Annotated in this window: 20 protein-coding genes; 16 read left to right on the top strand and 4 right to left on the bottom strand. The window is 72.2% G+C overall.

Annotated features, from left to right (window positions below; translation table 11 throughout):
• Nucleotides 1–38: 38 nt before the first annotated feature.
• The gene (hemW, locus tag ACZ7J0_RS07300; RefSeq protein WP_470884843.1) at nucleotides 39–1,280 is read left to right on the top strand and encodes a radical SAM family heme chaperone HemW; all 1,242 of its coding nucleotides are present in this window, start codon (nucleotides 39–41) and stop codon (nucleotides 1,278–1,280) included.
• 43 nt (nucleotides 1,281–1,323) lie between these two features.
• Here hemW and ACZ7J0_RS07295 read toward each other — a convergent pair whose 3' ends face one another.
• Together ACZ7J0_RS07295 and ACZ7J0_RS07290 are read right to left on the bottom strand one after the other, a co-directional pair.
• Entirely contained in the window at nucleotides 1,324–2,127 is an 804-nt protein-coding gene (locus tag ACZ7J0_RS07295) for a DUF3097 domain-containing protein (protein ID WP_470884841.1), read from the bottom strand.
• Between the two features lie 10 nt (nucleotides 2,128–2,137).
• Nucleotides 2,138–2,872, bottom strand: a complete 735-nt coding sequence (locus ACZ7J0_RS07290; RefSeq protein ID WP_470884839.1) for an MBL fold metallo-hydrolase — start codon at nucleotides 2,870–2,872, stop codon at nucleotides 2,138–2,140.
• A 165-nt stretch (nucleotides 2,873–3,037) separates the two neighbouring features.
• Between ACZ7J0_RS07290 and hrcA the strand changes: the two genes are divergently transcribed.
• From hrcA to ACZ7J0_RS07240, 10 genes are all read left to right on the top strand, one after another.
• Nucleotides 3,038–4,054: a heat-inducible transcriptional repressor HrcA gene (hrcA, locus tag ACZ7J0_RS07285; RefSeq protein ID WP_470885169.1), complete on the top strand. Its 1,017-nt coding sequence runs from the start codon at nucleotides 3,038–3,040 to the stop codon at nucleotides 4,052–4,054.
• Nucleotides 4,055–5,191 carry a molecular chaperone DnaJ gene (dnaJ, locus tag ACZ7J0_RS07280; protein WP_470884837.1) on the top strand — a complete coding sequence of 379 codons (1,137 nt, stop codon included), beginning with the start codon at nucleotides 4,055–4,057 and terminating at the stop codon, nucleotides 5,189–5,191.
• Between the two features lie 89 nt (nucleotides 5,192–5,280).
• The gene (locus ACZ7J0_RS07275) at nucleotides 5,281–6,354 is read left to right on the top strand and encodes a nitronate monooxygenase (protein ID WP_470884835.1); all 1,074 of its coding nucleotides are present in this window, start codon (nucleotides 5,281–5,283) and stop codon (nucleotides 6,352–6,354) included.
• Nucleotides 6,351–7,094, top strand: coding sequence for a 16S rRNA (uracil(1498)-N(3))-methyltransferase (locus ACZ7J0_RS07270; RefSeq protein ID WP_470884833.1), 744 nt, complete (start codon nucleotides 6,351–6,353; stop codon nucleotides 7,092–7,094). Before ACZ7J0_RS07275 ends, ACZ7J0_RS07270 begins: the two co-directional genes overlap by 4 nt.
• Before the next feature lie 302 nt (nucleotides 7,095–7,396).
• A complete protein-coding gene (locus ACZ7J0_RS07265; RefSeq protein ID WP_470884831.1) occupies nucleotides 7,397–8,659 on the top strand; it encodes an ATP-binding protein in 1,263 nt (420 codons plus the stop codon).
• Nucleotides 8,656–9,708, top strand: coding sequence for a tetratricopeptide repeat protein (locus ACZ7J0_RS07260; protein ID WP_470884829.1), 1,053 nt, complete (start codon nucleotides 8,656–8,658; stop codon nucleotides 9,706–9,708). The genes ACZ7J0_RS07265 and ACZ7J0_RS07260 overlap by 4 nt, the downstream gene beginning before the upstream one ends.
• A complete protein-coding gene (locus ACZ7J0_RS07255; RefSeq protein WP_470884827.1) occupies nucleotides 9,708–10,781 on the top strand; it encodes a tetratricopeptide repeat protein in 1,074 nt (357 codons plus the stop codon). Before ACZ7J0_RS07260 ends, ACZ7J0_RS07255 begins: the two co-directional genes overlap by 1 nt.
• 99 nt (nucleotides 10,782–10,880) lie before the next feature.
• Entirely contained in the window at nucleotides 10,881–11,240 is a 360-nt protein-coding gene (locus ACZ7J0_RS07250) for a histidine triad nucleotide-binding protein (RefSeq protein WP_469118475.1), read from the top strand.
• A gap of 5 nt (nucleotides 11,241–11,245) precedes the next feature.
• Nucleotides 11,246–12,148 carry a ribonuclease Z gene (locus ACZ7J0_RS07245; protein ID WP_470884825.1) on the top strand — a complete coding sequence of 301 codons (903 nt, stop codon included), beginning with the start codon at nucleotides 11,246–11,248 and terminating at the stop codon, nucleotides 12,146–12,148.
• Between the two features lie 5 nt (nucleotides 12,149–12,153).
• Nucleotides 12,154–13,149 (top strand): adenosine deaminase, encoded by a 996-nt coding sequence (locus ACZ7J0_RS07240; RefSeq protein ID WP_470884823.1) that lies wholly within the window; start codon nucleotides 12,154–12,156, stop codon nucleotides 13,147–13,149.
• Here the strand turns inward: ACZ7J0_RS07240 and ACZ7J0_RS07235 are convergent.
• A complete protein-coding gene (locus tag ACZ7J0_RS07235; protein WP_470884821.1) occupies nucleotides 13,110–14,477 on the bottom strand; it encodes an MFS transporter in 1,368 nt (455 codons plus the stop codon). The genes ACZ7J0_RS07240 and ACZ7J0_RS07235 overlap by 40 nt on opposite strands.
• A 242-nt stretch (nucleotides 14,478–14,719) precedes the next feature.
• Between ACZ7J0_RS07235 and ACZ7J0_RS07230 the strand changes: the two genes are divergently transcribed.
• The 5 genes from ACZ7J0_RS07230 (at nucleotide 14,720) to ACZ7J0_RS07210 (ending at nucleotide 19,151) form a co-directional block, all read left to right on the top strand.
• Nucleotides 14,720–15,847 carry a carbohydrate kinase family protein gene (locus tag ACZ7J0_RS07230; RefSeq protein ID WP_470884819.1) on the top strand — a complete coding sequence of 376 codons (1,128 nt, stop codon included), beginning with the start codon at nucleotides 14,720–14,722 and terminating at the stop codon, nucleotides 15,845–15,847.
• A gap of 129 nt (nucleotides 15,848–15,976) precedes the next feature.
• Nucleotides 15,977–17,005, top strand: coding sequence for a PhoH family protein (locus ACZ7J0_RS07225; RefSeq protein ID WP_470884817.1), 1,029 nt, complete (start codon nucleotides 15,977–15,979; stop codon nucleotides 17,003–17,005).
• Nucleotides 17,006–17,017: 12 nt separating this feature from the next.
• Nucleotides 17,018–17,515 (top strand): rRNA maturation RNase YbeY, encoded by a 498-nt coding sequence (gene ybeY, locus ACZ7J0_RS07220; RefSeq protein ID WP_468705764.1) that lies wholly within the window; start codon nucleotides 17,018–17,020, stop codon nucleotides 17,513–17,515.
• Nucleotides 17,512–18,801: a hemolysin family protein gene (locus ACZ7J0_RS07215; RefSeq protein ID WP_470884815.1), complete on the top strand. Its 1,290-nt coding sequence runs from the start codon at nucleotides 17,512–17,514 to the stop codon at nucleotides 18,799–18,801. Before ybeY ends, ACZ7J0_RS07215 begins: the two co-directional genes overlap by 4 nt.
• Entirely contained in the window at nucleotides 18,798–19,151 is a 354-nt protein-coding gene (locus ACZ7J0_RS07210; protein ID WP_470884813.1) for an MmcQ/YjbR family DNA-binding protein, read from the top strand. Before ACZ7J0_RS07215 ends, ACZ7J0_RS07210 begins: the two co-directional genes overlap by 4 nt.
• Nucleotides 19,152–19,156: 5 nt before the next feature.
• Here the strand turns inward: ACZ7J0_RS07210 and ACZ7J0_RS07205 are convergent, their stop codons facing one another.
• Nucleotides 19,157–20,581, bottom strand: coding sequence for an MFS transporter (locus tag ACZ7J0_RS07205; protein WP_470884811.1), 1,425 nt, complete (start codon nucleotides 20,579–20,581; stop codon nucleotides 19,157–19,159).
• Between the last annotated feature and the right edge of the window lie 34 nt (nucleotides 20,582–20,615).

Genomic DNA, 20,615 nt, shown 5'->3' with positions numbered 1-20,615 from the left:
GCCGCGCGGTGACGGACAAAGCCGCGCGGTGACGGACAATGGACTCCATGCCTTCCGTACTGCCCGATGGTGAGCCCATGCCCGAGGACGGGGCGCTGCCCGCGGCCGCCCTGAGCGGGGCGGGCGAGCGGCCCCTCGGCTTCTACCTGCACGTCCCGTACTGCGCGACCCGCTGCGGGTACTGCGACTTCAACACCTACACGGCCAGTGAGCTGCGCGGAAAGGGCGGCGTGCTGGCCTCGCGGGACAACTACGCCGAGATGCTCGTCGAGGAGGTCCGGCTCGCCCGGAAGGTCCTGGGCGACGACCGGCGGCCCGTCCGTACCGTCTTCGTCGGCGGCGGCACGCCGACACTGCTCGCCGCCGGCGATCTCGTACGGATGCTCGACGCGGTCCGCGCCGAGTTCGGACTCGCCGACGACGCCGAGGTGACCACCGAGGCGAACCCGGAGTCGGTCGGCCCCGCCTACCTCGCCGAGCTGCGGGCCGGCGGCTTCAACCGCATCTCCTTCGGGATGCAGAGCGCCCGGCAGCACGTGCTCAAGGTCCTCGACCGCACCCACACCCCCGGCCGTCCCGAGGCGTGCGTCGCCGAGGCACGGGCGGCGGGCTTCGACCATGTGAACCTCGACCTGATCTACGGCACGCCCGGGGAGTCCGACGACGACTGGCGGGCCTCCCTGGACGCGGCGATCGGCGCGGGCCCCGACCATGTCTCCGCCTACGCGCTGATCGTCGAGGAGGGCACGCAGCTGGCGCGGCGGATCCGGCGCGGCGAGGTGCCGATGACCGACGACGACGTCCACGCCGACCGGTACCTGATCGCCGACTCGGTGCTCGCCGAGGCGGGCTACGACTGGTACGAGGTGTCCAACTGGGCCACCACCGATGCCGGGCGCTGCCTGCACAACGAGCTGTACTGGCGCGGCGCGGACTGGTGGGGGGCGGGCCCCGGCGCGCACAGCCACGTCGGCGGCGTGCGGTGGTGGAACGTGAAGCACCCCGGCGCGTACGCGGCGGCGCTGGCCGAAGGGCGCTCGCCCGGCGCGGGCCGGGAGATCCTGGCGGCGGAGGACCGACGGGTCGAGCGGGTCCTCCTGGAGCTGCGGCTGCGGGAGGGCTGCCCCTTGTCGCTGCTGCGGGAGGCGGGGCTCGCGGCGTCCCGCCGCGCCCTGGCGGACGGGCTCCTGGAGGCGGAGCCGTACGCGGAGGGCCGGGCGGTACTGACGCTGCGGGGACGGCTGCTGGCGGACGCGGTGGTCCGGGACCTGGTCGACTGACGGGCCCCGGCCCGGCGGCCCTGGGACCCGACAGCACCGGACGCTACGGCGCCGTCACGAAGTCGATCAGCTCCTCCACCCGGCCCAGCAGCTCCGGTTCCAGATCCTTGTAGGACCGCACTCCCGAGAGGATCCGCTGCCAGGCCGCCCCCGTGTTCTCGGGCCACCCGAGGGCGCGGCAGACGCCCGTCTTCCAGTCCTGGCCGCGCGGGACCGAAGGCCAGGCGCGGATGCCGACCGAGGACGGCTTCACCGCCTCCCAGACGTCGATGTACGGGTGGCCGACGATCAAGGTGTGGGCGTCGGAGACCGACGCGGCGATGCGGGACTCCTTGGAGCCCGGGACCAGGTGGTCCACCAGCACACCGAGGCGGGCGTCCGGACCCGGCGCGAAGTCGGCGACGATGGCCGGCAGGTCGTCGATTCCCTCCAGATATTCGACGACCACGCCCTCGATGCGCAGATCGTCGCCCCAGACCCGCTCCACGAGCTCCGCGTCGTGCCGTCCCTCCACATAGATGCGGCCGGCCCGCGCCACCCGGGCCCGGGCGCCCGGAACAGCGATCGAACCGGAAGCCGTACGGGCCGGGCGCACCGGCGCCGGCGCCGCCGGGCGGACCAGTGTGACCGTACGGCCCTCCAGCAGGAAGCCGCGCGGCTCCAGCGGGAACACGCGGTGCTTGCCGAAGCGGTCCTCCAGCGTCACCGTGCCCGCCTCGCAGCGGACCACCGCCCCGCAGAAGCCCGTCGCGACCTCCTCCACCACCAGATCCACGTCGGCGGGCACCTCGGGCACGGCGGACGGCTTCTTCCACGGCGGTGTCAGATCGGGGTTGTAGCTGCGCATTCGCCAGACGCTACGACACGCCGAACCGCCGGGCCAGCTCATCGCGTTGGGCGCGTACGAACGCGGCGTCGACCGCCGCTCCGTGCCCGGGGACGTACACCGCGTCCTCGCCGCCCAGGGAGAGCAGCCGGTCCAGCGCGGCCGGCCAGCGCGACGGGATCGCGTCCGCGCCGGCCTGCGGGTCGCCCGACTCCTCCACCAGATCGCCGCAGAAGACGACCTCGGGGGAGTCCTCGGTCAGGCCCGGCACGAGCAGCGCCAGGTCGTGGCCGCTGTGTCCCGGCCCCACATTGGCCAGCAGCACCTGGCGTCCTCCCAGCTCCAGGGTCCACTCGCCGGACACCAGATGGTGGGGCCGCACCAGTACGTCGGTGGCCTCGAGGGCCTCCCTCTCGGTGACCCCGTGGCGCACCGCCGAACCCCGCAGCCCGTCACGGTCACGGGTGAGGACGTCGTCGATGCCCACCGCGCCGTACACCTGGGCCCCGGAGAACGCCGCCGTGCCGAGTACATGATCGAAGTGGGGGTGGCTCAGTGCGATATGCGTCACCCTGCGGCCGCCGAGCAGGGCCTGCGCCTGGGCACGCAGCTCCGCCCCCTCGCGGAGCGTGGAGCCCGTGTCGAAGAGCAGGGCCGCGTCGTCGCCGACGACGAGTGCGGTGGTCGCGTCCCAGACGGGAAGGCGCCGCCGGCCCACCCCCTCGGCGAGCCGCTCCCACCCGTGGTCTTCCCAACTCACGTCCATACCGCGACGCTATCGGCAACGACCCGGCACCGCCGCGCGGTAGCGTTGCTGGCCGCCCGCCCTTGCTCGGCGCATACCCACTCGCCGTACACTGACCAGGGAATCGCTGGCACTCAGACAGGGCGAGTGCCAGAGGACGACAAGAAACCAGAGCTGGAGGTGCGCGTGCTCAGCGAACGCAGACTCGAAGTGCTGCGCGCCATCGTCCAGGACTACGTCGGCACCGAGGAGCCCGTGGGCTCGAAGGCGCTCACCGAGCGCCACAAGCTCGGTGTGTCACCGGCGACCGTGCGCAACGACATGGCCGTGCTGGAGGAGGAGGGCTTCATCGCCCAGCCCCACACCAGCGCCGGCCGTATTCCGACCGACAAGGGCTATCGCCTCTTCGTGGACCGGCTGGCGGGCGTCAAGCCGCTGTCGACCCCGGAGCGCCGGGCCATCCACAACTTCCTCGACGGCGCGGTCGACCTCGACGACGTCGTCGGACGCACGGTCCGGCTGCTCGCGCAGCTGACCCGGCAGGTCGCGGTGGTCCAGTACCCCTCGCTGACCCGGTCGACGGTGCGCCATGTGGAGCTGCTGTCGCTGGCGCCCGCGCGGCTGATGCTCGTCCTGATCACCGACACCGGCCGGGTCGAGCAGCGCATGATCGACTGCCCCGCGCCCTTCGGCGAGACCTCGCTGGCGGACCTGCGGGCCCGGCTCAACAGCCGGGTCGTGGGACGCCGCTTCGCGGACGTGCCCCAGCTGGTGCAGGACCTGCCCGACTCCTTCGAGGCGGAGGACCGGGGTACGGTCTCGACGGTGCTGGCGACCTTGTTGGAAACCCTGGTGGAGGAGCACGAGGAGCGGCTGATGATCGGCGGGACCGCCAATCTCACGCGCTTCGGGCACGACTTCCCCCTGACGATCCGGCCGGTGCTGGAAGCACTTGAGGAGCAGGTCGTGCTCCTCAAGCTGCTCGGCGAGGCCAAGGACTCGGGCATGACCGTACGAATCGGGCACGAGAACGCCCATGAAGGGCTGACCTCCACGTCCGTCGTCGCGGTCGGCTACGGTTCGGGCGACGAGGCAGTCGCCAAACTCGGCGTGGTCGGACCGACCCGCATGGACTACCCCGGAACGATGGGAGCGGTACGCGCAGTGGCACGTTACGTCGGACAGATCCTGGCGGAGTCGTAAGTGGCCACGGACTATTACGCCGTTCTCGGCGTGCGCCGCGACGCATCGCAGGACGAGATCAAGAAGGCGTTCCGGCGCCTCGCCCGCGAGCTTCACCCGGATGTGAATCCGGACCCGAAGACGCAGGAGCGGTTCAAGGAGATCAACGCGGCGTACGAGGTGCTCTCGGACCCGCAGAAGAAGCAGGTCTACGACCTCGGCGGCGACCCGCTGTCCGCTTCGGGCGGCGCGGGCGCGGGCGGTTTCGGAGCCGGCGGCTTCGGCAACTTCTCCGACATCATGGACGCGTTCTTCGGTACGGCGTCGCAGCGGGGTCCGCGCTCGCGCACCCGGCGCGGCCAGGACGCCATGATCCGTCTGGAGATCGACCTCAACGAGGCGGCCTTCGGCACGACGAAGGACATCCAGGTCGACACGGCCGTCGTCTGTACGACGTGTTCCGGCGAGGGTGCGGCGCCCGGAACCTCGGCGCAGACGTGTGACATGTGCCGTGGTCGCGGTGAGGTGTCACAGGTGACGAGGTCCTTCCTGGGCCAGGTCATGACCTCCCGCCCCTGCCCGCAGTGCCAGGGCTTCGGCACCGTCGTCCCGACCCCGTGCCCCGAGTGCGCGGGCGACGGCCGGGTGCGGTCGCGCCGGACCCTGACCGTGAAGATCCCCGCCGGTGTCGACAACGGCACCCGCATCCAGCTCGCGGGCGAGGGCGAGGTCGGCCCCGGCGGCGGCCCCGCCGGCGACCTGTACGTCGAGATCCACGAGCTGCCGCACGCGGTCTTCCAGCGGCGCGGTGACGATCTGCACTGCACGGTCACGATCCCGATGACGGCGGGCGCGCTCGGTACGAAGGTGCCGCTGGAGACGCTCGACGGGCTCGACGAGGTCGACATCCGGCCGGGCACCCAGTCCGGCCAGTCGATCCCGCTGCACGGCCGGGGCATCACGCATCTGCGGGGCGGCGGCCGGGGCGACCTGATCGTCCATGTCGAGGTCATGACCCCGTCGAAGCTGGACCCTGAGCAGGAGCGACTGCTGCGGGAGTTGGCGAAGCTCCGGGGCGAGGAACGGCCCACCGGCCAGTTCCAGCCCGGACAGCAGGGACTGTTCTCCCGCCTGAAGGACGCGTTCAACGGGCGGTGAGCGGGATTTCCCCTTCGGCCCCCTTCCGCCGCACGTCGGCGGAAGGGGGCCGTCCCCTTGTGCCACCCGGGACGTGACACCATGCGTCCATGTCCTCCGCACTGACCGATCTCTGCCGTTATCCGATCGTGCAGGCCCCCATGGCGGGTGGCGCCTCCCGTCCGCAGCTTGTCGCGTCCGTGTCCGAGGCCGGTGGCCTCGGCTTCCTGGCCGCCGGGTACAAAACCGCCGACGGCATGTACCAGGAGATCAAGCAGGTCCGCGGGCTGACCGGTCAGCCGTTCGGGGTCAATCTCTTCATGCCGCAGCCCGGGCACGCCGATCCCGGCGCCATCGAGGTGTACCGGCACCAGCTCGCCGGTGAGGCCGGTTGGTACGAGACCTCCCTCGGGGACCCCGACGCGGGGCGCGACGACGGGTACGACGCCAAGCTGGCGATCCTCGTGGAGGACCCGGTGCCCGTCGTGTCGTTCACCTTCGGCTGTCCGACGCGCGACACCCTCGACGCCCTCGCCCGCGTCGGGACCTTCACCGTCGTCACCGTCACCACCCCCGAAGAGGCCCAGGCCGCCCAGTGGGCCGGCGCCGACGCCGTGTGCGTCCAGGGCGTCGAGGCCGGCGGACACCAGGGCACCCACCGCGACGACCCCGCCGGCGACGGGGCCGGGGTCGGACTGCTGTCCCTGGTCACCCAGGTCCGTGAGACCGTCCAGCTGCCGATCGTCGCGGCCGGGGGCCTGATGCGCGGCAACCAGATCGCCGCGGCGCTCGCGGCCGGGGCCGACGCCGCGCAGCTCGGGACCGCGTTCCTGGTCTGCCCGGAGTCGGGCGCCCACACCCTGCACAAGCAGGCCATGACCAACCCGCTGTTCGTACGGACCGAGCTCACCCGGGCGTTCTCCGGGCGACCGGCCCGCGGCCTGGTCAACCGCTTCATGCGGGAGCACGGGCCGTACGCCCCCGCCGCGTACCCCGAGGTGCACCACCTCACCTCCCCCCTACGCAAGGCCGCCGCCGCGGCCGGTGACGCGCAGGGCATGGCCCTGTGGGCCGGACAGGGCCACCGGCTGGCCCGGGAACTGCCCGCCGGGCAGCTCGTCGAAATCCTCGCCGCCGAACTCGACTCGGCGCTCGCCGCCCTGGCTCTGCGGAGCGTGTCATGACCGCCCCCGTCTTCGTCGTCGACCAGGTGCCCGCCGCCGGGCAGTTCCTCCTCGACGGACCCGAGGGGCGGCACGCCGTCTCCGTGAAGCGGCTGCGCGCGGGCGAGGAGATCGTGCTCACCGACGGCCTGGGGCAGTGGGCGCGGTGCGCGGTGCTCACCGCCGAGGGCAAGGACCAGCTGACGGTGGAGGTCTCCGGCCGCCACGAGGACGCGGCGCCGTCGCCGCGGATCACCGTCGTCCAGGCCCTGCCCAAGGGCGACCGCGGGGAACTGGCCGTCGAGATCATGACGGAGACCGGCGTGGACGCGATCGTCCCCTGGTCGGCCTCGCGCTGCGTCACCCAGTGGAAGGGCGACCGCGGCCTCAAGGCACTCGGCAAGTGGCGCGCGACGGCCCGCGAGGCGGGCAAGCAGTCGCGTCGCACGCGGTTCCCCGAGGTGGCGGACGCGATGACGACGAAGCAGGTCGCGGCGCTCCTCGCCACGGCGGAATTCGCGGCGGTACTCCACGAGGACCGCGACCACGCGAGCGGCGCGCTCGCCACGGCCGCGCTGCCCTCCGAGGGGGAGATCGTGCTGGTCGTGGGCCCCGAGGGCGGCGTCTCACCGGAGGAACTCGCCGCCTTCGAGAACGCGGGCGCGAAGCCCTACCGCCTCGGCCCCACGGTCCTGCGCACCTCCACGGCGGGCACAGCGGCAACGGCGCTCCTCCTGGGCCGCACGGGCCGCTGGAGCTGAGGGGCCCGCGCGGCGACTGTGGTTGAGCGGTGTGCCGGGTGGCGCTGCCTGGCCGCTCGGGTGTACCGCCGCGCGGGCTCGCGGGCGCTGTGCCTGGGCTCAAGCCCTGCGGGGGCGACTGTGGTTGAGCGGTGTGCCGGGTGGCGCTGCCTGGCCGCTCGGGTGTACCGCCGCGCGGGCTCGCGGGCGCGGGATCAAGCCCCGGTCCTGGCCGGCTCGTGCCCGTGCCGGGCGGCCCCGCCCCCGCCGGCTCGCCGAGACCCCGTGACGGCCGCGCCGGACGCCCTCCGTAGGGTGTCCGCATGCCCGACGAGTCCCCCCTGATCCGCAGCCTGCGCGCCGCCGTGGCCGCGGCCCCCGACGACGTACCCCTGAGGCTGCACTTCGCCGAACTCCTGCTCTCCGAGGGGCGGAACGACGAAGCGGTGACCGAGGCCGCCGTCGCCCTGCAGCACGCGCCGGGCGACGCGACAGCGCGGGCGCTGATGGTGCGGGCGATGGGCGTGCCGGAAGCCGCCCCGCCTCCCGCGCCCCAACCCCCCGCCCCGTCCGCCCCGTTCGACTGGGCCGCCGCCGAGCAGGAGGTCGGAGACGTCGTCCCGCCCCGGTTCGTCGAGCCGGCGCCCGAGCGCGAGCAGCCGCTGACCGCCGACGGCAGCGGCGACCCCGCGGACGCCTCCGCGTGGGACATCGACGCGCCCGGATCCGTACGCCTCGCCGACGTCGGCGGCATGCAGGAGGTGAAGGACCGCCTGGAGGCCGCCTTCCTCGCCCCCATGCGCAATCCCGAACTGCGCAAGCTGTACGGCAAGAGCCTGCGCGGCGGACTGCTGTTGTACGGGCCGCCCGGCTGCGGCAAGACGTTCATCGCGCGCGCCGTCGCCGGTGAACTCGGCGCGAGCTTCATGTCGATCTCGCTCTCCGACGTCCTCGACATGTACATAGGCACGTCCGAGAAGAACGTCCACGACATCTTCGAGACCGCCCGCGCGCAGGCCCCCTGCGTCGTCTTCCTCGACGAACTGGACGCGCTCGGCGCCAAGCGCAGCCGTACCCACCACAGCGGTCTGCGCAATGTCGTCAACCAGCTCCTCACCGAACTCGACGGCGTCGACAGCGGCTCCAACGAAGGTGTGTTCGTGCTCGCCGCCACCAACGTCCCCTGGGACGTGGACCTCGCGCTGCGCCGCCCCGGCCGGCTCGACCGCACCCTGCTCGTCCTGCCGCCCGACCCCGCGGCCCGCGAGGCGATCCTCCGCTACCACCTGCGGGACCGGCCCATCGAGGCCGTCGACCTCGGCAAACTCGTCAAGGCCACCGAGGACTTCTCGGGCGCCGATCTCGCCCACCTCTGCGAGACAGCCGCCGAGTCAGCGCTCCTCGACTCCGCCCGCACGGGCACCGTACGCATGATCAACATGAAGGATCTGCTGGGCGCGGCGAAGCAGCTCCGGCCGTCCAGCGAGTCCTGGTTCGCCGCCGCGCGCAATGTGGCGATGTTCGCCAACGACGGCGGGATGTACGACGACCTGGTCACGTACCTGAAGAAGAGGCGCAAGCTGTGAGCGCTCCGCACCCGCAGGTCGAACAGGCCCAGATGCTCTACGAGATGGGCCGCTACGAGCAGTCCGCCGAGAGGGCCGCCCGCCGCCTCGCCGAGGCCCCGGACGACTCCCGCGCCTGGGCGATGCTCGCCAAGTGCCACATCGGTCTCGGCCGCCACGAGGAGGCCCTCGCCGCCGTCGACGAGTCGCTCAAGGCCGAACCCGAGTACGCCCACGGCCACTATGTGCGCGGCTTCGCCCTGCGCCGGATGAACCGGCTCCCCGAGGCCGAAGAGGCACAGCGCGAGGCGATCCGCCTCCAGCCGGACGACTGGGGGCCGCACTCCGAGCGGGCCGAGATGCTGATCTTCTTCCCCGACCGCAAGGAGGAGGCGCTCCAGGAGGCCCTGGAGGCGGTACGGCTCGGACCGGACGAAGCCAGGCCGTGGGAGACGATGTACAAGGTCGCGCCGTTCAGCGCGCGTTTCGACCTGGTCGACGAATCGCTCCGGCAGATGCTGCGGATCGACCCCACCCACACGCTCGCCGTCAGTGTGACGGCCGAACGCGAGGCGAGGAACGCCCCGGCCGCGCAGGCCGCCGAGACCTACGCCACCGCGCTGGCGGCCGCCCCCGACTCCAACTGGCTGCGCGGCGACCTCGACCGGGCCGTGTACCGGATGCTGCGCGGCACCCGCTGGCTGGCCCTGCTCTGCCTCGTCATGGCGGCCGTCACCGTCGACATCTTCCCGACCGACGGAGAGGTGAAGGAGCTCCCGGTGCCGCTCGGCACCCGCCTGTGGGTGATGACCCTGATGGCCGCCGTGTGGGGTTTCGGCGCGTGGCGCCGCTACCGGCGGATGCGGACGGGCGCGCGGCTGACCGTGCGGTCGCTGGTACGGCGGCTGTTCTGGCCGAGGGTGGTCCTCGGGCAGGCGACCTGGGCCACCCTGTGCGGGCTGCTGATCATCACGGTGCCGTGGACCGAACGGGGCGTGCCGCAGTGGCTGTTCTGGATCGGACTCGTACCGAACCTGCTCAGCATCACGCACGACCGGGACAAGGTCTGATGACAGCCGGTCTGGAGCGGGCCGACGCCCTCTACGACGTCGGCCGGTACGAACAGGCCGCCGCCCTCCTGTCCACGCACCTCGCCTCGGAGCCCGGCGACGCGGGCGCGCTCGTGCGCCTGGCCCGCTGCCACAACCGGCTCGGCGACCGATCCACCGCGCTGGCCGCCGTCGACGAGGGACTGCGCGCGGACCCGGGCGACCTCGCCGGCTGGATCGTGCGCGCGGACGCACTCCTCGGGCTCGGCCGGCACGCCGAGGCCGAACGGGCCGCCCGCCGCGCGATCGAGATCGCCCCGAACAGCTGGAGCGGGCATCTGGCCCTCGGCACGGTCCTGGACCAGGCCGGCGGATCGCGCCGCCGCGAGGCGTACGCCGCCGCGCTCCGCTCCGTCGAGCGCGGCCCCGACCAGGACGCTACCCACTTCCTCGTCGGACTCACCGCCCAGCGGCGGGGCGACCACGCCACCGCGCAGCGGGCGTACGAGACGGCCCTGCGGCTCAACCCGGAGAGCAGCGAGGCGCACAACAACCTCTCGCTCCTCCACATGCGCCGGCGGTGGTTCCGGCGCGGCGCGTGGACCCGCGCGGCCGAGGGATTCGTGGAAGCCGCGGCACTCGACCTGGACGACCGGGAGGCGCGCTACAACCTGGAGACCATGGCCTGGGGGACGGCGGCCGGGGCCCGCTGGGTGGCGCTCATCGGCTTCTTCGCCGCGGCGGTCGGCTCGGCGCCACTGCGCACCGGGGGCACCGGCAGCTCCGCGCTGATCCCCGAACTGGTCGGCGCGGCCGTCCTGGTCGGTGTCTGGACGGCCTGGGCGCTGTGGATGCGCCGCCGCGTCCCGCCCCGGCTGCGCCGGCCGCTTCTCCTCCTGGCCCGCGGCTGCCCGCCGGTCCTCGCGATGACGGCGGCGGTGGCGCTCCTCGGCCTCCACTCGGCGGTCACCCTGGCCGTCCCCGGCCTGGGTGCGGGGATCGTGGCCGGACTGGGGACGCCGCTGTTCTGGGGCGTCGTGATCACCTACTGGGCGAGCCGAGCGTTCATGAAGCGCCGGGCACCCAGGGGTTGAACCCCCGGCCCCCGCACCCCGCGTCCCCCCGCGAACCCCCGCCGCGGGCGGATAGCATGCCCCCTGTCAGTGATCATCGGAGGCGAGGAGGCCCACGCCATGGCCGGAGAGCCGCAGAGCGACTGCCTGTTCTGCAAGATCGTGGCGGGGGAGGTCCCGGCCACCCTCGTGCGTGAATCGGAGACCACCGTCGCCTTCCGCGACATCAACCCCCAGGCGCCCAGCCACGTCCTGGTCATCCCCCGCGTCCACTACCCGGACGCCGCCTCCCTCGCCGCCGCCGAGCCGCAGATCGCCGCCGACATACTGCGGGAGGCAGGGGAGGTCGCCGCCCAGGAGAAGACCGAGGCGGCCGGCTACCGCATCGTCTTCAACACCGGCACCGGCGCCGGCCAGACCGTCTGGCACGCGCACGCCCACATCCTCGGCGGCCGCGGCCTCAACTGGCCCCCCGGATAGCCGGAATGTCCGTACGCGAACTCGTCGTCCTCGGCACCGCCAGCCAGGTCCCCACACGCCACCGCAACCACAACGGCTATCTGCTGCGCTGGGACGGCGAGGGTCTTCTCTTCGACCCGGGCGAGGGCACCCAGCGGCAGATGCTCCGCGCCGGGGTCGCCGCGCACGACATCAACCGGATCTGCGTGACGCATTTCCACGGGGACCACTCCCTCGGTCTCGCCGGCGTCATCCAGCGCATCAATCTCGACCAGGTCCCGCACCCCGTCACCGCCCACTACCCGCGCAGCGGGCAGCGGTTCTTCGACCGGCTGCGGTACGCGACCGCCTACCGCGAGACGGTCGACCTGCTCCAGGAACCGGTCGCCGACGACGGCCCCCTCGCGGTCACGGAGGCGTACACCGTGGAGGCCCGCAGGCTGTCGCACCCCGTCGAGTCGTTCGGCTACCGGCTCGTGGAGCCGGACCGCCGCCGCATGCTGCCGCGGAAGCTCGCCGAGCACGGCATCAGGGGCCCGGACGTCGGCCGGATCCTGCGCGACGGCGCGCTGGACGGCGTCACCCTCGACGAGGTGAGCGAGGTCCGGCGCGGCCAGCGGTTCGCCTTCGTGATGGACACCCGGCTGTGCGACGGTGTCCACGCGCTCGCCGACGGCGCCGACATGCTGGTCATCGAGTCGACGTTCCTCGACGAGGACGTCCGGCTCGCCACCGACCACGGTCACCTGACGGCGGGCCAGGCGGCGGCCGTCGCGGCCGACGCGGGCGTACGGCACCTCGTACTGACCCACTTCTCTCAGCGTTACAGCGACCCCGACATGTTCGAGCAGCAGGCCAGGGCCGCCGGATTCGACGGCGAGCTGACCATTGCCCGGGACCTCGTGCGGGTCCCCCTCCCCAAGCGATAGGGACCATGCACCTCCCCAAGGCCGAACTGCACCTCCACATCGAGGGCACCCTCGAACCCGAACTCGCCTTCGCGCTCGCCGCCCGCAACGGCGTCGCCCTGCCGTACGCCGGCACCGAGGAACTCCGCGAGGCGTACCTCTTCAGCGATCTGCAGTCCTTCCTGGACCTGTACTACGCGCTGATGTCGGCCCTGCACACCGTGGACGACTTCGCCGAGCTCGCCGAGGCGTACCTGGCGCGCGCCGCGGAGCAGGGGGTGCGGCACGCCGAGATCTTCTTCGACCCGCAGGCGCACACCTCGCGCGGCGTCCCCATCGGCACGGTCGTCGAGGGCCTCGCCCGGGCGCTGGACCACAGCGAGGAGCGGCACGGCATCTCCACCCAGCTGATCATGTGCTTCCTGCGCGACCAGTCGGCCGAGTCGGCGCTCGAGACGCTGGAGGCGGCGAAGCCGTATCTGCACCGGATCACCGGCGTCGGCCTGGACTCGGCCGAGGTCGGGCACCCGCCGTCGAAGTTCCGCGAGGTGTACGCGGCGGCCGAGGCGCTCGGTCTGCGCAAGGTCGCCCACGCGGGCGAGGAGGGCCCGCCCGCGTACATCCGGGAGGCCCTGGACATCCTCGGTGTCGAGCGCGTCGACCACGGGCTGCGGGCGATGGAGGACCCGGAGCTGGTGGAGCGCCTCGTGCGGGAGCGGGTGCCGCTGACGCTGTGCCCGCTGTCGAACGTACGGCTGCGCGCCATCGACGTCCTGGAGGACCATCCGCTCAAGGCGATGATGGAGGCCGGGCTGCTCGCGACGGTCAACTCCGACGACCCGGCGTACTTCGGCGGCTATGTCGGGGACACCTTCCACGCCGTGCGCGAGGCGCTCGGTCTCAGCCGGGACCAGCTGCGGCAGCTGGCCCGGAACTCCTTCGAGGCCTCTTTCCTGGACCACGACGAGGAGCGCAGGGCGCGCTACCTCGCCGAAGTCGAGGCGTACGTCTTCGAGGACTGAGCCCCCTCCTGCCGCGGGGCCGGGCGCGTCAGGCGGAACGAGCGCTGTACGAGGAGCCTGCGCGCCGGGGCCGGTACGGGGATCTCCGCCACCGCCTGCTCCGGTGCGCCGATCTGCGGCAGCAGACCGGCCGCCGCGCCGGTCCTGCCGGCGACCACCGCGGCCGGGGCGCCGCCGCGGCGCCGGACCGACCCGGGGACCAGCGGACGGCCCGAGGTGTGCAGGGCGACCGCCGTCATCGGCGCCGCGATCAGCAGCAGTACCGCGCACAGCACCAGCCCCATGCCCGGATAGCCGACGTGCTCGGACAGCACGCTGCCGGTGACCGGACCGCAGGCCACTCCCAGCGAGGAGGCGGAGCCGACCAGGACCGCCCAGCGGCCGCGCGGGTCGAGGGAGGCGGCCAGCCCGATCACGTACGACAGGACGACCGGGTAGAAGGTGTTCCAGAGGATCTCGCCGGTGGCGAAGGCGGCGAGGTCCTCGGCGGCCGAACTGGCCATCACACAGCCCGCGATCACGACCGTGCCCGCGCCGATCGGCACCGCGCGCCCCAGCCGGGCGCCGAGCGCGCCGGCCGCCGTGACCCCGGTCAGACCGGCACCCAGCGCCACCGCGAAGACCGCGCCGACGGTGACCTCGGAGAGCCCGGCCTGGGTCAGTCCGATGCGGCCGCTGACTCCCCACAGCGCGTTCTGCGCGAGTGACCAGAGCAGGATCGCGACGGCCAGGACGACCCCGGACCGCAGATGCGGCACCCGGCCGCCGGCGGTCACCGAGGGCGCGTGCGGCGAGGCGTCGGCCAGCCGGCCCGTGACCGGCCACACCAGGGCCGCGACCAGTGCGATCGAGGCGAACGGCAGCGCGTGGCCGCCGCCGAAATGCGGGATCGTCAGATAGAGCGCGCCGGCGGTCGCGGACACCGACAACAGCCCGAGCGCGGAGGCGCGGTGCGGGTCGCGCTGGGCGGCGATCCCGGCCGCGGCGACGGCCGTCGCCGTACCCGAACCGAAGCCACCCACCGCCGCCCCGACGACGACCAGGGGGACGTACGAGGTGAGCGCGGCGCAGCCGTATCCGGCGATGGCCAGCGCGAGTCCGAGGCGGGCCAGCCGGCGCGGACCGCAGCGCTCGACCCGGGAGGCGAGCGTGAAGCCGGCGGCCGAGGAGCCGAGCAGCAGGAGCGAGCCGACGAGGCCCGCCTGCGCGGGCGTCAGACCGAGTCCGGCGGAGAGGCGTCCGACGACGGTCGGGAGGAGATAGGCGGCGAGGTACCCGGCGGTGAAGAGCGCGACGAGGGGCCACGGGGCGCGGGGGCGCGAGGGCATGGGCGTTCCAGGAAAGAAGCGAAAGGGAGGTGGAGCGCCCGGTGTTGCACGGGATCGCGGCCAATTTGTATCAACTGTCCCTGGCGCGGGAGAAGGCAGACTCCTGTGATCTGAGTCACAATCGGTTTGTCACCCATGAGAGCGGGTAAAGAGGTCGATTTTCGAGGCGTCGGAACGCCGCCGCCGTCCCGTCTCGCATCGGGCACACTGGCAAGATCCGAACCACGACCGGGGAGCCTGCCGTGACCGAAGTCAGAGGAGAGACACCACAACACACGACCGGATTCGATCCGTTGCGCGCAGTGCGCTCCGCGGCGGACCCGGTGTGCGACGTCTTCCTCACCGGCACGGTCTTCCTCGACATCATCTTCACCGGCCTCGACAGCGCCCCGGTGCGGGGCACCGAGTCGTGGGCCAGGGGCATGGGCCAGAGCCCCGGTGGCGTCGCCAACATGGCCACCGCGCTCGCCCGCCTCGGACTGCGCACCTCGCTGGCCGCCGCGTTCGGCGACGACCACTACGGCGACTACTGCTGGGACGCCCTGGAGCAGGGTGAGGGCATCGACCTTTCCCTGTCACGGACCGTGCCCGGGTGGCACTCCCCGGTGACCATCTCCATGGCGTACGAGGGCGAGCGCACGATGGTCTCGCACGGTCACGACGCGCCACCCGTCGACGCCCCGCCGCTGGACGGCGCGCTGCCCGAATACCCGCCCCGCGCGCGGGCCGCCGTCGCCTCCCTGGTGCCGGGACGCGGCGAGGAGTGGGTGGCCGAGGCCGCGCGCTGCGGCACCCGGGTCTTCGCCGACGTCGGCTGGGACGACACGGGCCGCTGGGACCTCGCGGGCCTGGAGGACCTGGAGCACTGCGAGGCGTTCCTGCCGAACGCCGAGGAGGCCATGCGCTACACCCGTACCGACTGCCCCCGCGCGGCCGCCCGCGCCCTCGCCGACAAGGTCCGCTACGCGGTGGTCACGCTCGGCGCGGAGGGCGCGTACGCCGTCGACGGGGCCACCGGCGAGACCGCTGAGGTACCGGCGATCGAGGTGGCCGCCCTGGATCCGACCGGCGCCGGCGACGTCTTCGTCGCCGGATTCGTCACCGGCACGCTCGCCGACTGGCCGCTCGCCGACCGGCTCGCCTTCGGCGGCCTCACCGCGGCGCTGTCCGTCCAGGAATTCGGCGGATCACTGTCGGCGCCGGGCTGGTCCGAGGTGGCGGCCTGGTGGCACCAGGTCCACAACCACCCGGACCAGGACGCCGCCGCCCTGCGGCGCTACGCCTTCCTGGAGGGCCTGGTGCCCCCGCTCAGCGGCCCCATCCCGCTGCGCCGGGCCGTTCCCACCATCGGCTTCCGCCGCTCCGCCTAGCGGCGGCCACGGCGGGCCGGGAAAAGCCCTCGGTCTTGTCAGTGGCACGTCGTACGCTTGGTATTCCAGAGGTTGTCGAGCAGCGAGAACCCTGCAACGGGAGGTATGTGCAGGCCACAGTGCCGGCCCATGACTCAGACACCCACAGCCCAGACGCCGCCGCCCGGGCAGGCGCGAGCCCACTTCACCGTCCCGGCCAAGCACCCGATGGTGACGGTGCTCGGTTCGGGAGACGCCCTGCTGCGCGTGATCGAGAAGGCGTTCCCGGCCGCCGACATCCACGTCCGGGGCAATCAGGTCAGCGCGGTCGGCGACGCGGTGGAAGTCGCTCTGATCCAGCGCCTGTTCGACGAGATGATGCTGGTGCTCCGCACCGGTCAGCCGATGACGGAGGACGCAGTGGAACGCTCGATCGCCATGCTCAGAGCGAGCGAGAACGGCGACGGGGACGGCCCGGAGACCCCGGCCGACGTGCTCACGCAGAACATCCTCTCCAGCCGTGGCCGCACGATCCGCCCCAAGACGCTCAACCAGAAGCGGTACGTCGACGCGATCGACAAGCACACGGTCGTCTTCGGCATCGGCCCCGCGGGCACCGGCAAGACCTACCTCGCCATGGCCAAGGCGGTCCAGGCCCTGCAGTCCAAGCAGGTCACGCGGATCATCCTGACCCGGCCCGCCGTCGAGGCGGGCGAGCGGCTCGGCTTCCTGCCCGGCACGCTCTACGAGAAGATCGACCCGTATCTGCGGCCGTTGTACGACGCGCTGCACGACATGCTCGACCCCGACTCGATCCCGAAGCTGATGGCCTCGGGCACGATCGAGGTCGCGCCGCTGGCGTACATGCGCGGTCGCACGCTTAATGATGCGTTCATCATCCTGGACGAGGCGCAGAACACCAGCCCCGAGCAGATGAAGATGTTCCTGACCAGGCTGGGCTTCGACTCGAAGATCGTCATCACCGGTGACATCACCCAGGTCGACCTGCCGGGCGGCACCAAGAGCGGTCTCCGTCAGGTCCAGGACATCCTCGAGGGCGTCGAGGACGTGCACTTCTCGCGTCTCACGTCGCACGATGTCGTACGGCACAAGCTCGTCGGCCGTATCGTCGACGCGTACGAGCAGTACGACAGCCGTAACGGCTCCAACGGGAAGTAGTCCAACCGCACCATGTCGATCGACGTCAACAACGAGTCCGGAACCGAGGTCGACGAGCAGGCGATCCTCGACATCGCCCGCTACGCGCTCACGCGGATGCGCATCCACCCGCTCTCCGAGCTCTCGGTGATCGTCGTGGACGCCGACGCCATGGAGCAGCTGCACATCCAGTGGATGGACCTGCCCGGCCCGACCGACGTCATGTCCTTCCCGATGGACGAGCTGCGCCCGCCGGCCAAGGACGACGAGGAGCCGCCTCAGGGCCTCCTCGGTGACATCGTGCTCTGCCCCGAGGTCGCGAAGCAGCAGGGCGAGGACGCGCCGACGCAGCACTCCATGGACGAGGAGCTCCAGCTCCTCACCGTCCATGGCGTGCTGCACCTGCTGGGCTACGACCACGAGGAGCCCGACGAGAAGGCCGAGATGTTCGGCCTCCAGGCGGCGATCGTGGACGGCTGGCGTGCGGAGAAGGGCCTCACCGGCCCCTCTCCGGCGCCGACCGTCTCATGAGCGCCCAGCTGATCCTCGGAGCCGTCGCCCTGGTCGTCGTGGCCTGGCTGGCGGCCTGCGCGGAGGCCGGCCTCGCCCGGGTCTCCATGTTCCGGGCCGCCGAGGCCGTACGGTCCGGGCGGCGCGGCGCCGACAAGCTCACCCAGGTCGCCTCCGACCCCACCCGCTATCTCAACGTGGCCCTGCTCGTCCGGGTCGCCTGTGAGATGGCGGCCGGTGTCCTGGTCACCTACGCCTGCCTGCGCGAGTTCTCCAAGACCTGGCAGGCGCTGACCGTCGCCATCGCGGTGATGGTGCTCGTCTCGTACGTCGCCGTCGGCGTGTCCCCGCGCACCATCGGCCGCCAGCACCCGCTGAACACGGCGACCGCGGCCGCCTATGTGCTGCTTCCGCTGGCCAGGATCATGGGCCCGATCCCGCAGCTGCTGATCCTCCTCGGCAATGCCTTCACCCCTGGAAAGGGCTTCCGCAAGGGCCCCTTCGCCTCCGAGGCCGAGCTGCGCGCCATGGTCGACCTGGCCGAGCAGGAGTCGCTGATCGAGGACGACGAGCGCCGCATGGTGCACTCCGTCTTCGAGCTCGGCGACACCCTCGTCCGCGAGGTGATGGTGCCCCGCACCGACCTGGTCTGCATCGAACGCTTCAAGACCATCCGGCAGGCCCTCACCCTGGCCCTGCGCTCCGGCTTCTCCCGCATCCCGGTCACCGGCGAGAACGAGGACGACATCGTCGGGATCGTCTACCTCAAGGACCTGGTCCGCAAGACGCACATCAACCGGGACTCCGAGGCCGACCTGGTCTCCACCGCGATGCGCCCCGCCGCCTTCGTGCCCGACACCAAGAACGCCGGTGACCTGCTGCGCGAGATGCAGCAGGAACGCAACCACGTCGCCGTCGTCATCGACGAGTACGGCGGCACGGCCGGCATCGTCACGATCGAGGACATCCTGGAGGAGATCGTCGGGGAGATCACCGACGAGTACGACCGGGAGCTGCCGCCGGTGCAGGACCTCGGAGACGCGCGGTACCGGGTCACCGCCCGCCTGGACATCGGTGACCTCGGCGAGCTCTTCGGGATGGACGAGTACGACGACGAGGACGTCGAGACCGTCGGCGGACTGCTCGCCAAGGCGCTCGGCCGGGTCCCCATCGCGGGCGCGACGGCCTTGGTGCACCTGCCGGACGGGCGCGAGCTGCGACTGACCGCCGAGTCCACGGCCGGCCGACGGAACAAGATCGTCACCGTACTGGTCGAGCCGACCGCGGCGGAGGGGGAGACCGCGTGACACCGGAGCAGCTGCGCGCGTTCTGTCTGGCCTTCAACGACGCGACGGAGGAGTTCCCCTTCACGCCGGAGACGTCCGTCTTCAAGGTCGCCGGAAAGATGTTCGCCCTCGCGGCCCTGGACGCCCGGCCGCTGACGGTCAATCTGAAGTGCGATCCGGAGATCGCGGTACGGCTGCGCGAGGAACATCCCGCGATCGTGCCGGGCTGGCACATGAACAAGCGCCACTGGAACACCGTCACCGTGGGAGAGCTCCCGGACCGCATGGTCCGGGAGCTCGTCGAGGACTCCTACGACCTCGTGGTCGCGGGCCTGCCCAGGGCCGAGCGGCTGCGCCTCGACCGGCCCTAGGCCCTTCAGGCCCGTGCCTTGCGCAGGCCCACCGCCACCAGCAGGGCCGCCGCGACGACGATCACCGCGTCGACCGCGAGGACCAGGCGCACGCCGGCGAAGAGGTCCCCGCCGGTCGTCGCCAGCACGCCCAGCAGCGGGATGCCGATCGTGAGGCCGACCTGCTGGGTCGTGGTCACCAGCCCGGTCGCCAGGCCCTGCTCCTCATTCGGCACACCCGACGTCACCGTCAGGCCGTACGAGATGATCGCGCCCAGGTGGCACATGCTCGCCAGAGAGACGGCGGCCGTCGCGAGGAGTGCGCCGGAGTCCGTGCCGATGCCGAGCAGGGCGGCGACGAGCACGCCCTGGCCAAGGAGCGAGCCGACCAGTGTGCGACGGGCTCCGAAGCGGCCGATCACCTTCGGGGTGAACGCCCCGGCCACGATCGACAGCACTCCCTGCACACCGAAGACCAGACCGGTCCGGAAGGCGCTGAGTCCCAGCGTCTCCTGGAGGTACAGGGTCAGGACGAAGATGACGGTGGACATCATCGAGAAGGTGATCAGACCGCCCAGGTTGCCGAAGGCGACGGTTCCCCGGCGCAGCATCGGCAGCGAGACCAGCGGCGCGGCGTGCCGTGACTCGACCACGACGAACGCGGCCAGCAGCAGCAGTCCGACGACCAGCGTCACCAGGACGTCCGTCCCGCCGAACCCGTGCTCGGCGGCGGTGGTCAGCGCGTAGATCAGCGCGAGCAGACCGCCGGTGACGGTCACCGCGCCCGGCACGTCCAGACGCGGCCTCTCCGGAGTACGGGACTCGGGCAGCAGCCCGGGCGCCAGGGGCAGCACGAGCAGGGTGAACAGGGCCAGCAGACCCATCGTGGAACGCCAGCCCAGCGTGTCGGTCATGACCCCGCCCAGCACCATGCCGACGGTGAAGCCCAGCGACATCAGCGTGCCGGAGATGCCCAGCGCCCGGGCGCGCTGCGGACCCTCGGGGAAGGTCGTCGTCAGCAGGGACATTCCCGTCGGCACGATCGCGGCCGCGCCCAGGCCCTGGAGGGCCCGGCCCGCCAGGAACGAGGCGGGGTTCCATGCGAACGTCGCCAGCAGCGAGGCCGCGCCGAACAGGACCAGTCCGGTCAGGAAGAGCTTCTTGCGCCCGTACAGGTCGCCGATCCGGCCGAAGAGCAGCAGAAAGCCGCCGGACGGCAGCGCGAAGGCGGTGACCGCCCACTGCAGCGCGGACTGGTCGAGGCCCAGATCGGGGCCGAGGACGGGCAGCGCCACATTCAGTACGGAGAAGTCGAGCGCGACCATGAACTGCGCCGCACACAGGACGAAGAGGATGAGCTTGGCGCGGCCGGTGAGCCGCGGGGGAACGGCCGTGTCCGGCACGGCGGTCGGGGCCGTCGCGGGAGTCGGGGCGGAGGTGTCGATTGCCATGCCCCCACCCTCGGGCCGCGGGAATAGCGGTGGG

This window comes from Streptomyces sp. NPDC038280 (genome assembly GCF_055600045.1).
The sequence above is the reverse complement of the archived record's forward strand: the minus strand, read 5'-3'. Positions and strand labels throughout refer to the sequence as shown.

What these genes read in the sequence shown, in the direction of transcription:
- ACZ7J0_RS07295 (WP_470884841.1), bottom strand. Translation starts at nt 2,127, where the DNA reads ATGCGCAGCTACAACCCCGATCTGACACCGCCGTGGAAGAAGCCGTCC.
- ybeY (WP_468705764.1), top strand. Translation starts at nt 17,018, where the DNA reads ATGTCGATCGACGTCAACAACGAGTCCGGAACCGAGGTCGACGAGCAG.
- ACZ7J0_RS07270 (WP_470884833.1), top strand. Translation starts at nt 6,351, where the DNA reads ATGACCGCCCCCGTCTTCGTCGTCGACCAGGTGCCCGCCGCCGGGCAG.
- ACZ7J0_RS07265 (WP_470884831.1), top strand. Translation starts at nt 7,397, where the DNA reads ATGCCCGACGAGTCCCCCCTGATCCGCAGCCTGCGCGCCGCCGTGGCC.
- hemW (WP_470884843.1), top strand. Translation starts at nt 39, where the DNA reads ATGGACTCCATGCCTTCCGTACTGCCCGATGGTGAGCCCATGCCCGAG.
- ACZ7J0_RS07275 (WP_470884835.1), top strand. Translation starts at nt 5,281, where the DNA reads ATGTCCTCCGCACTGACCGATCTCTGCCGTTATCCGATCGTGCAGGCC.
- ACZ7J0_RS07290 (WP_470884839.1), bottom strand. Translation starts at nt 2,872, where the DNA reads ATGGACGTGAGTTGGGAAGACCACGGGTGGGAGCGGCTCGCCGAGGGG.
- ACZ7J0_RS07245 (WP_470884825.1), top strand. Translation starts at nt 11,246, where the DNA reads ATGTCCGTACGCGAACTCGTCGTCCTCGGCACCGCCAGCCAGGTCCCC.
- ACZ7J0_RS07250 (WP_469118475.1), top strand. Translation starts at nt 10,881, where the DNA reads ATGGCCGGAGAGCCGCAGAGCGACTGCCTGTTCTGCAAGATCGTGGCG.
- ACZ7J0_RS07205 (WP_470884811.1), bottom strand. Translation starts at nt 20,581, where the DNA reads ATGGCAATCGACACCTCCGCCCCGACTCCCGCGACGGCCCCGACCGCC.
- ACZ7J0_RS07215 (WP_470884815.1), top strand. Translation starts at nt 17,512, where the DNA reads ATGAGCGCCCAGCTGATCCTCGGAGCCGTCGCCCTGGTCGTCGTGGCC.
- ACZ7J0_RS07240 (WP_470884823.1), top strand. Translation starts at nt 12,154, where the DNA reads ATGCACCTCCCCAAGGCCGAACTGCACCTCCACATCGAGGGCACCCTC.
- ACZ7J0_RS07255 (WP_470884827.1), top strand. Translation starts at nt 9,708, where the DNA reads ATGACAGCCGGTCTGGAGCGGGCCGACGCCCTCTACGACGTCGGCCGG.
- ACZ7J0_RS07225 (WP_470884817.1), top strand. Translation starts at nt 15,977, where the DNA reads ATGACTCAGACACCCACAGCCCAGACGCCGCCGCCCGGGCAGGCGCGA.
- ACZ7J0_RS07235 (WP_470884821.1), bottom strand. Translation starts at nt 14,477, where the DNA reads ATGCCCTCGCGCCCCCGCGCCCCGTGGCCCCTCGTCGCGCTCTTCACC.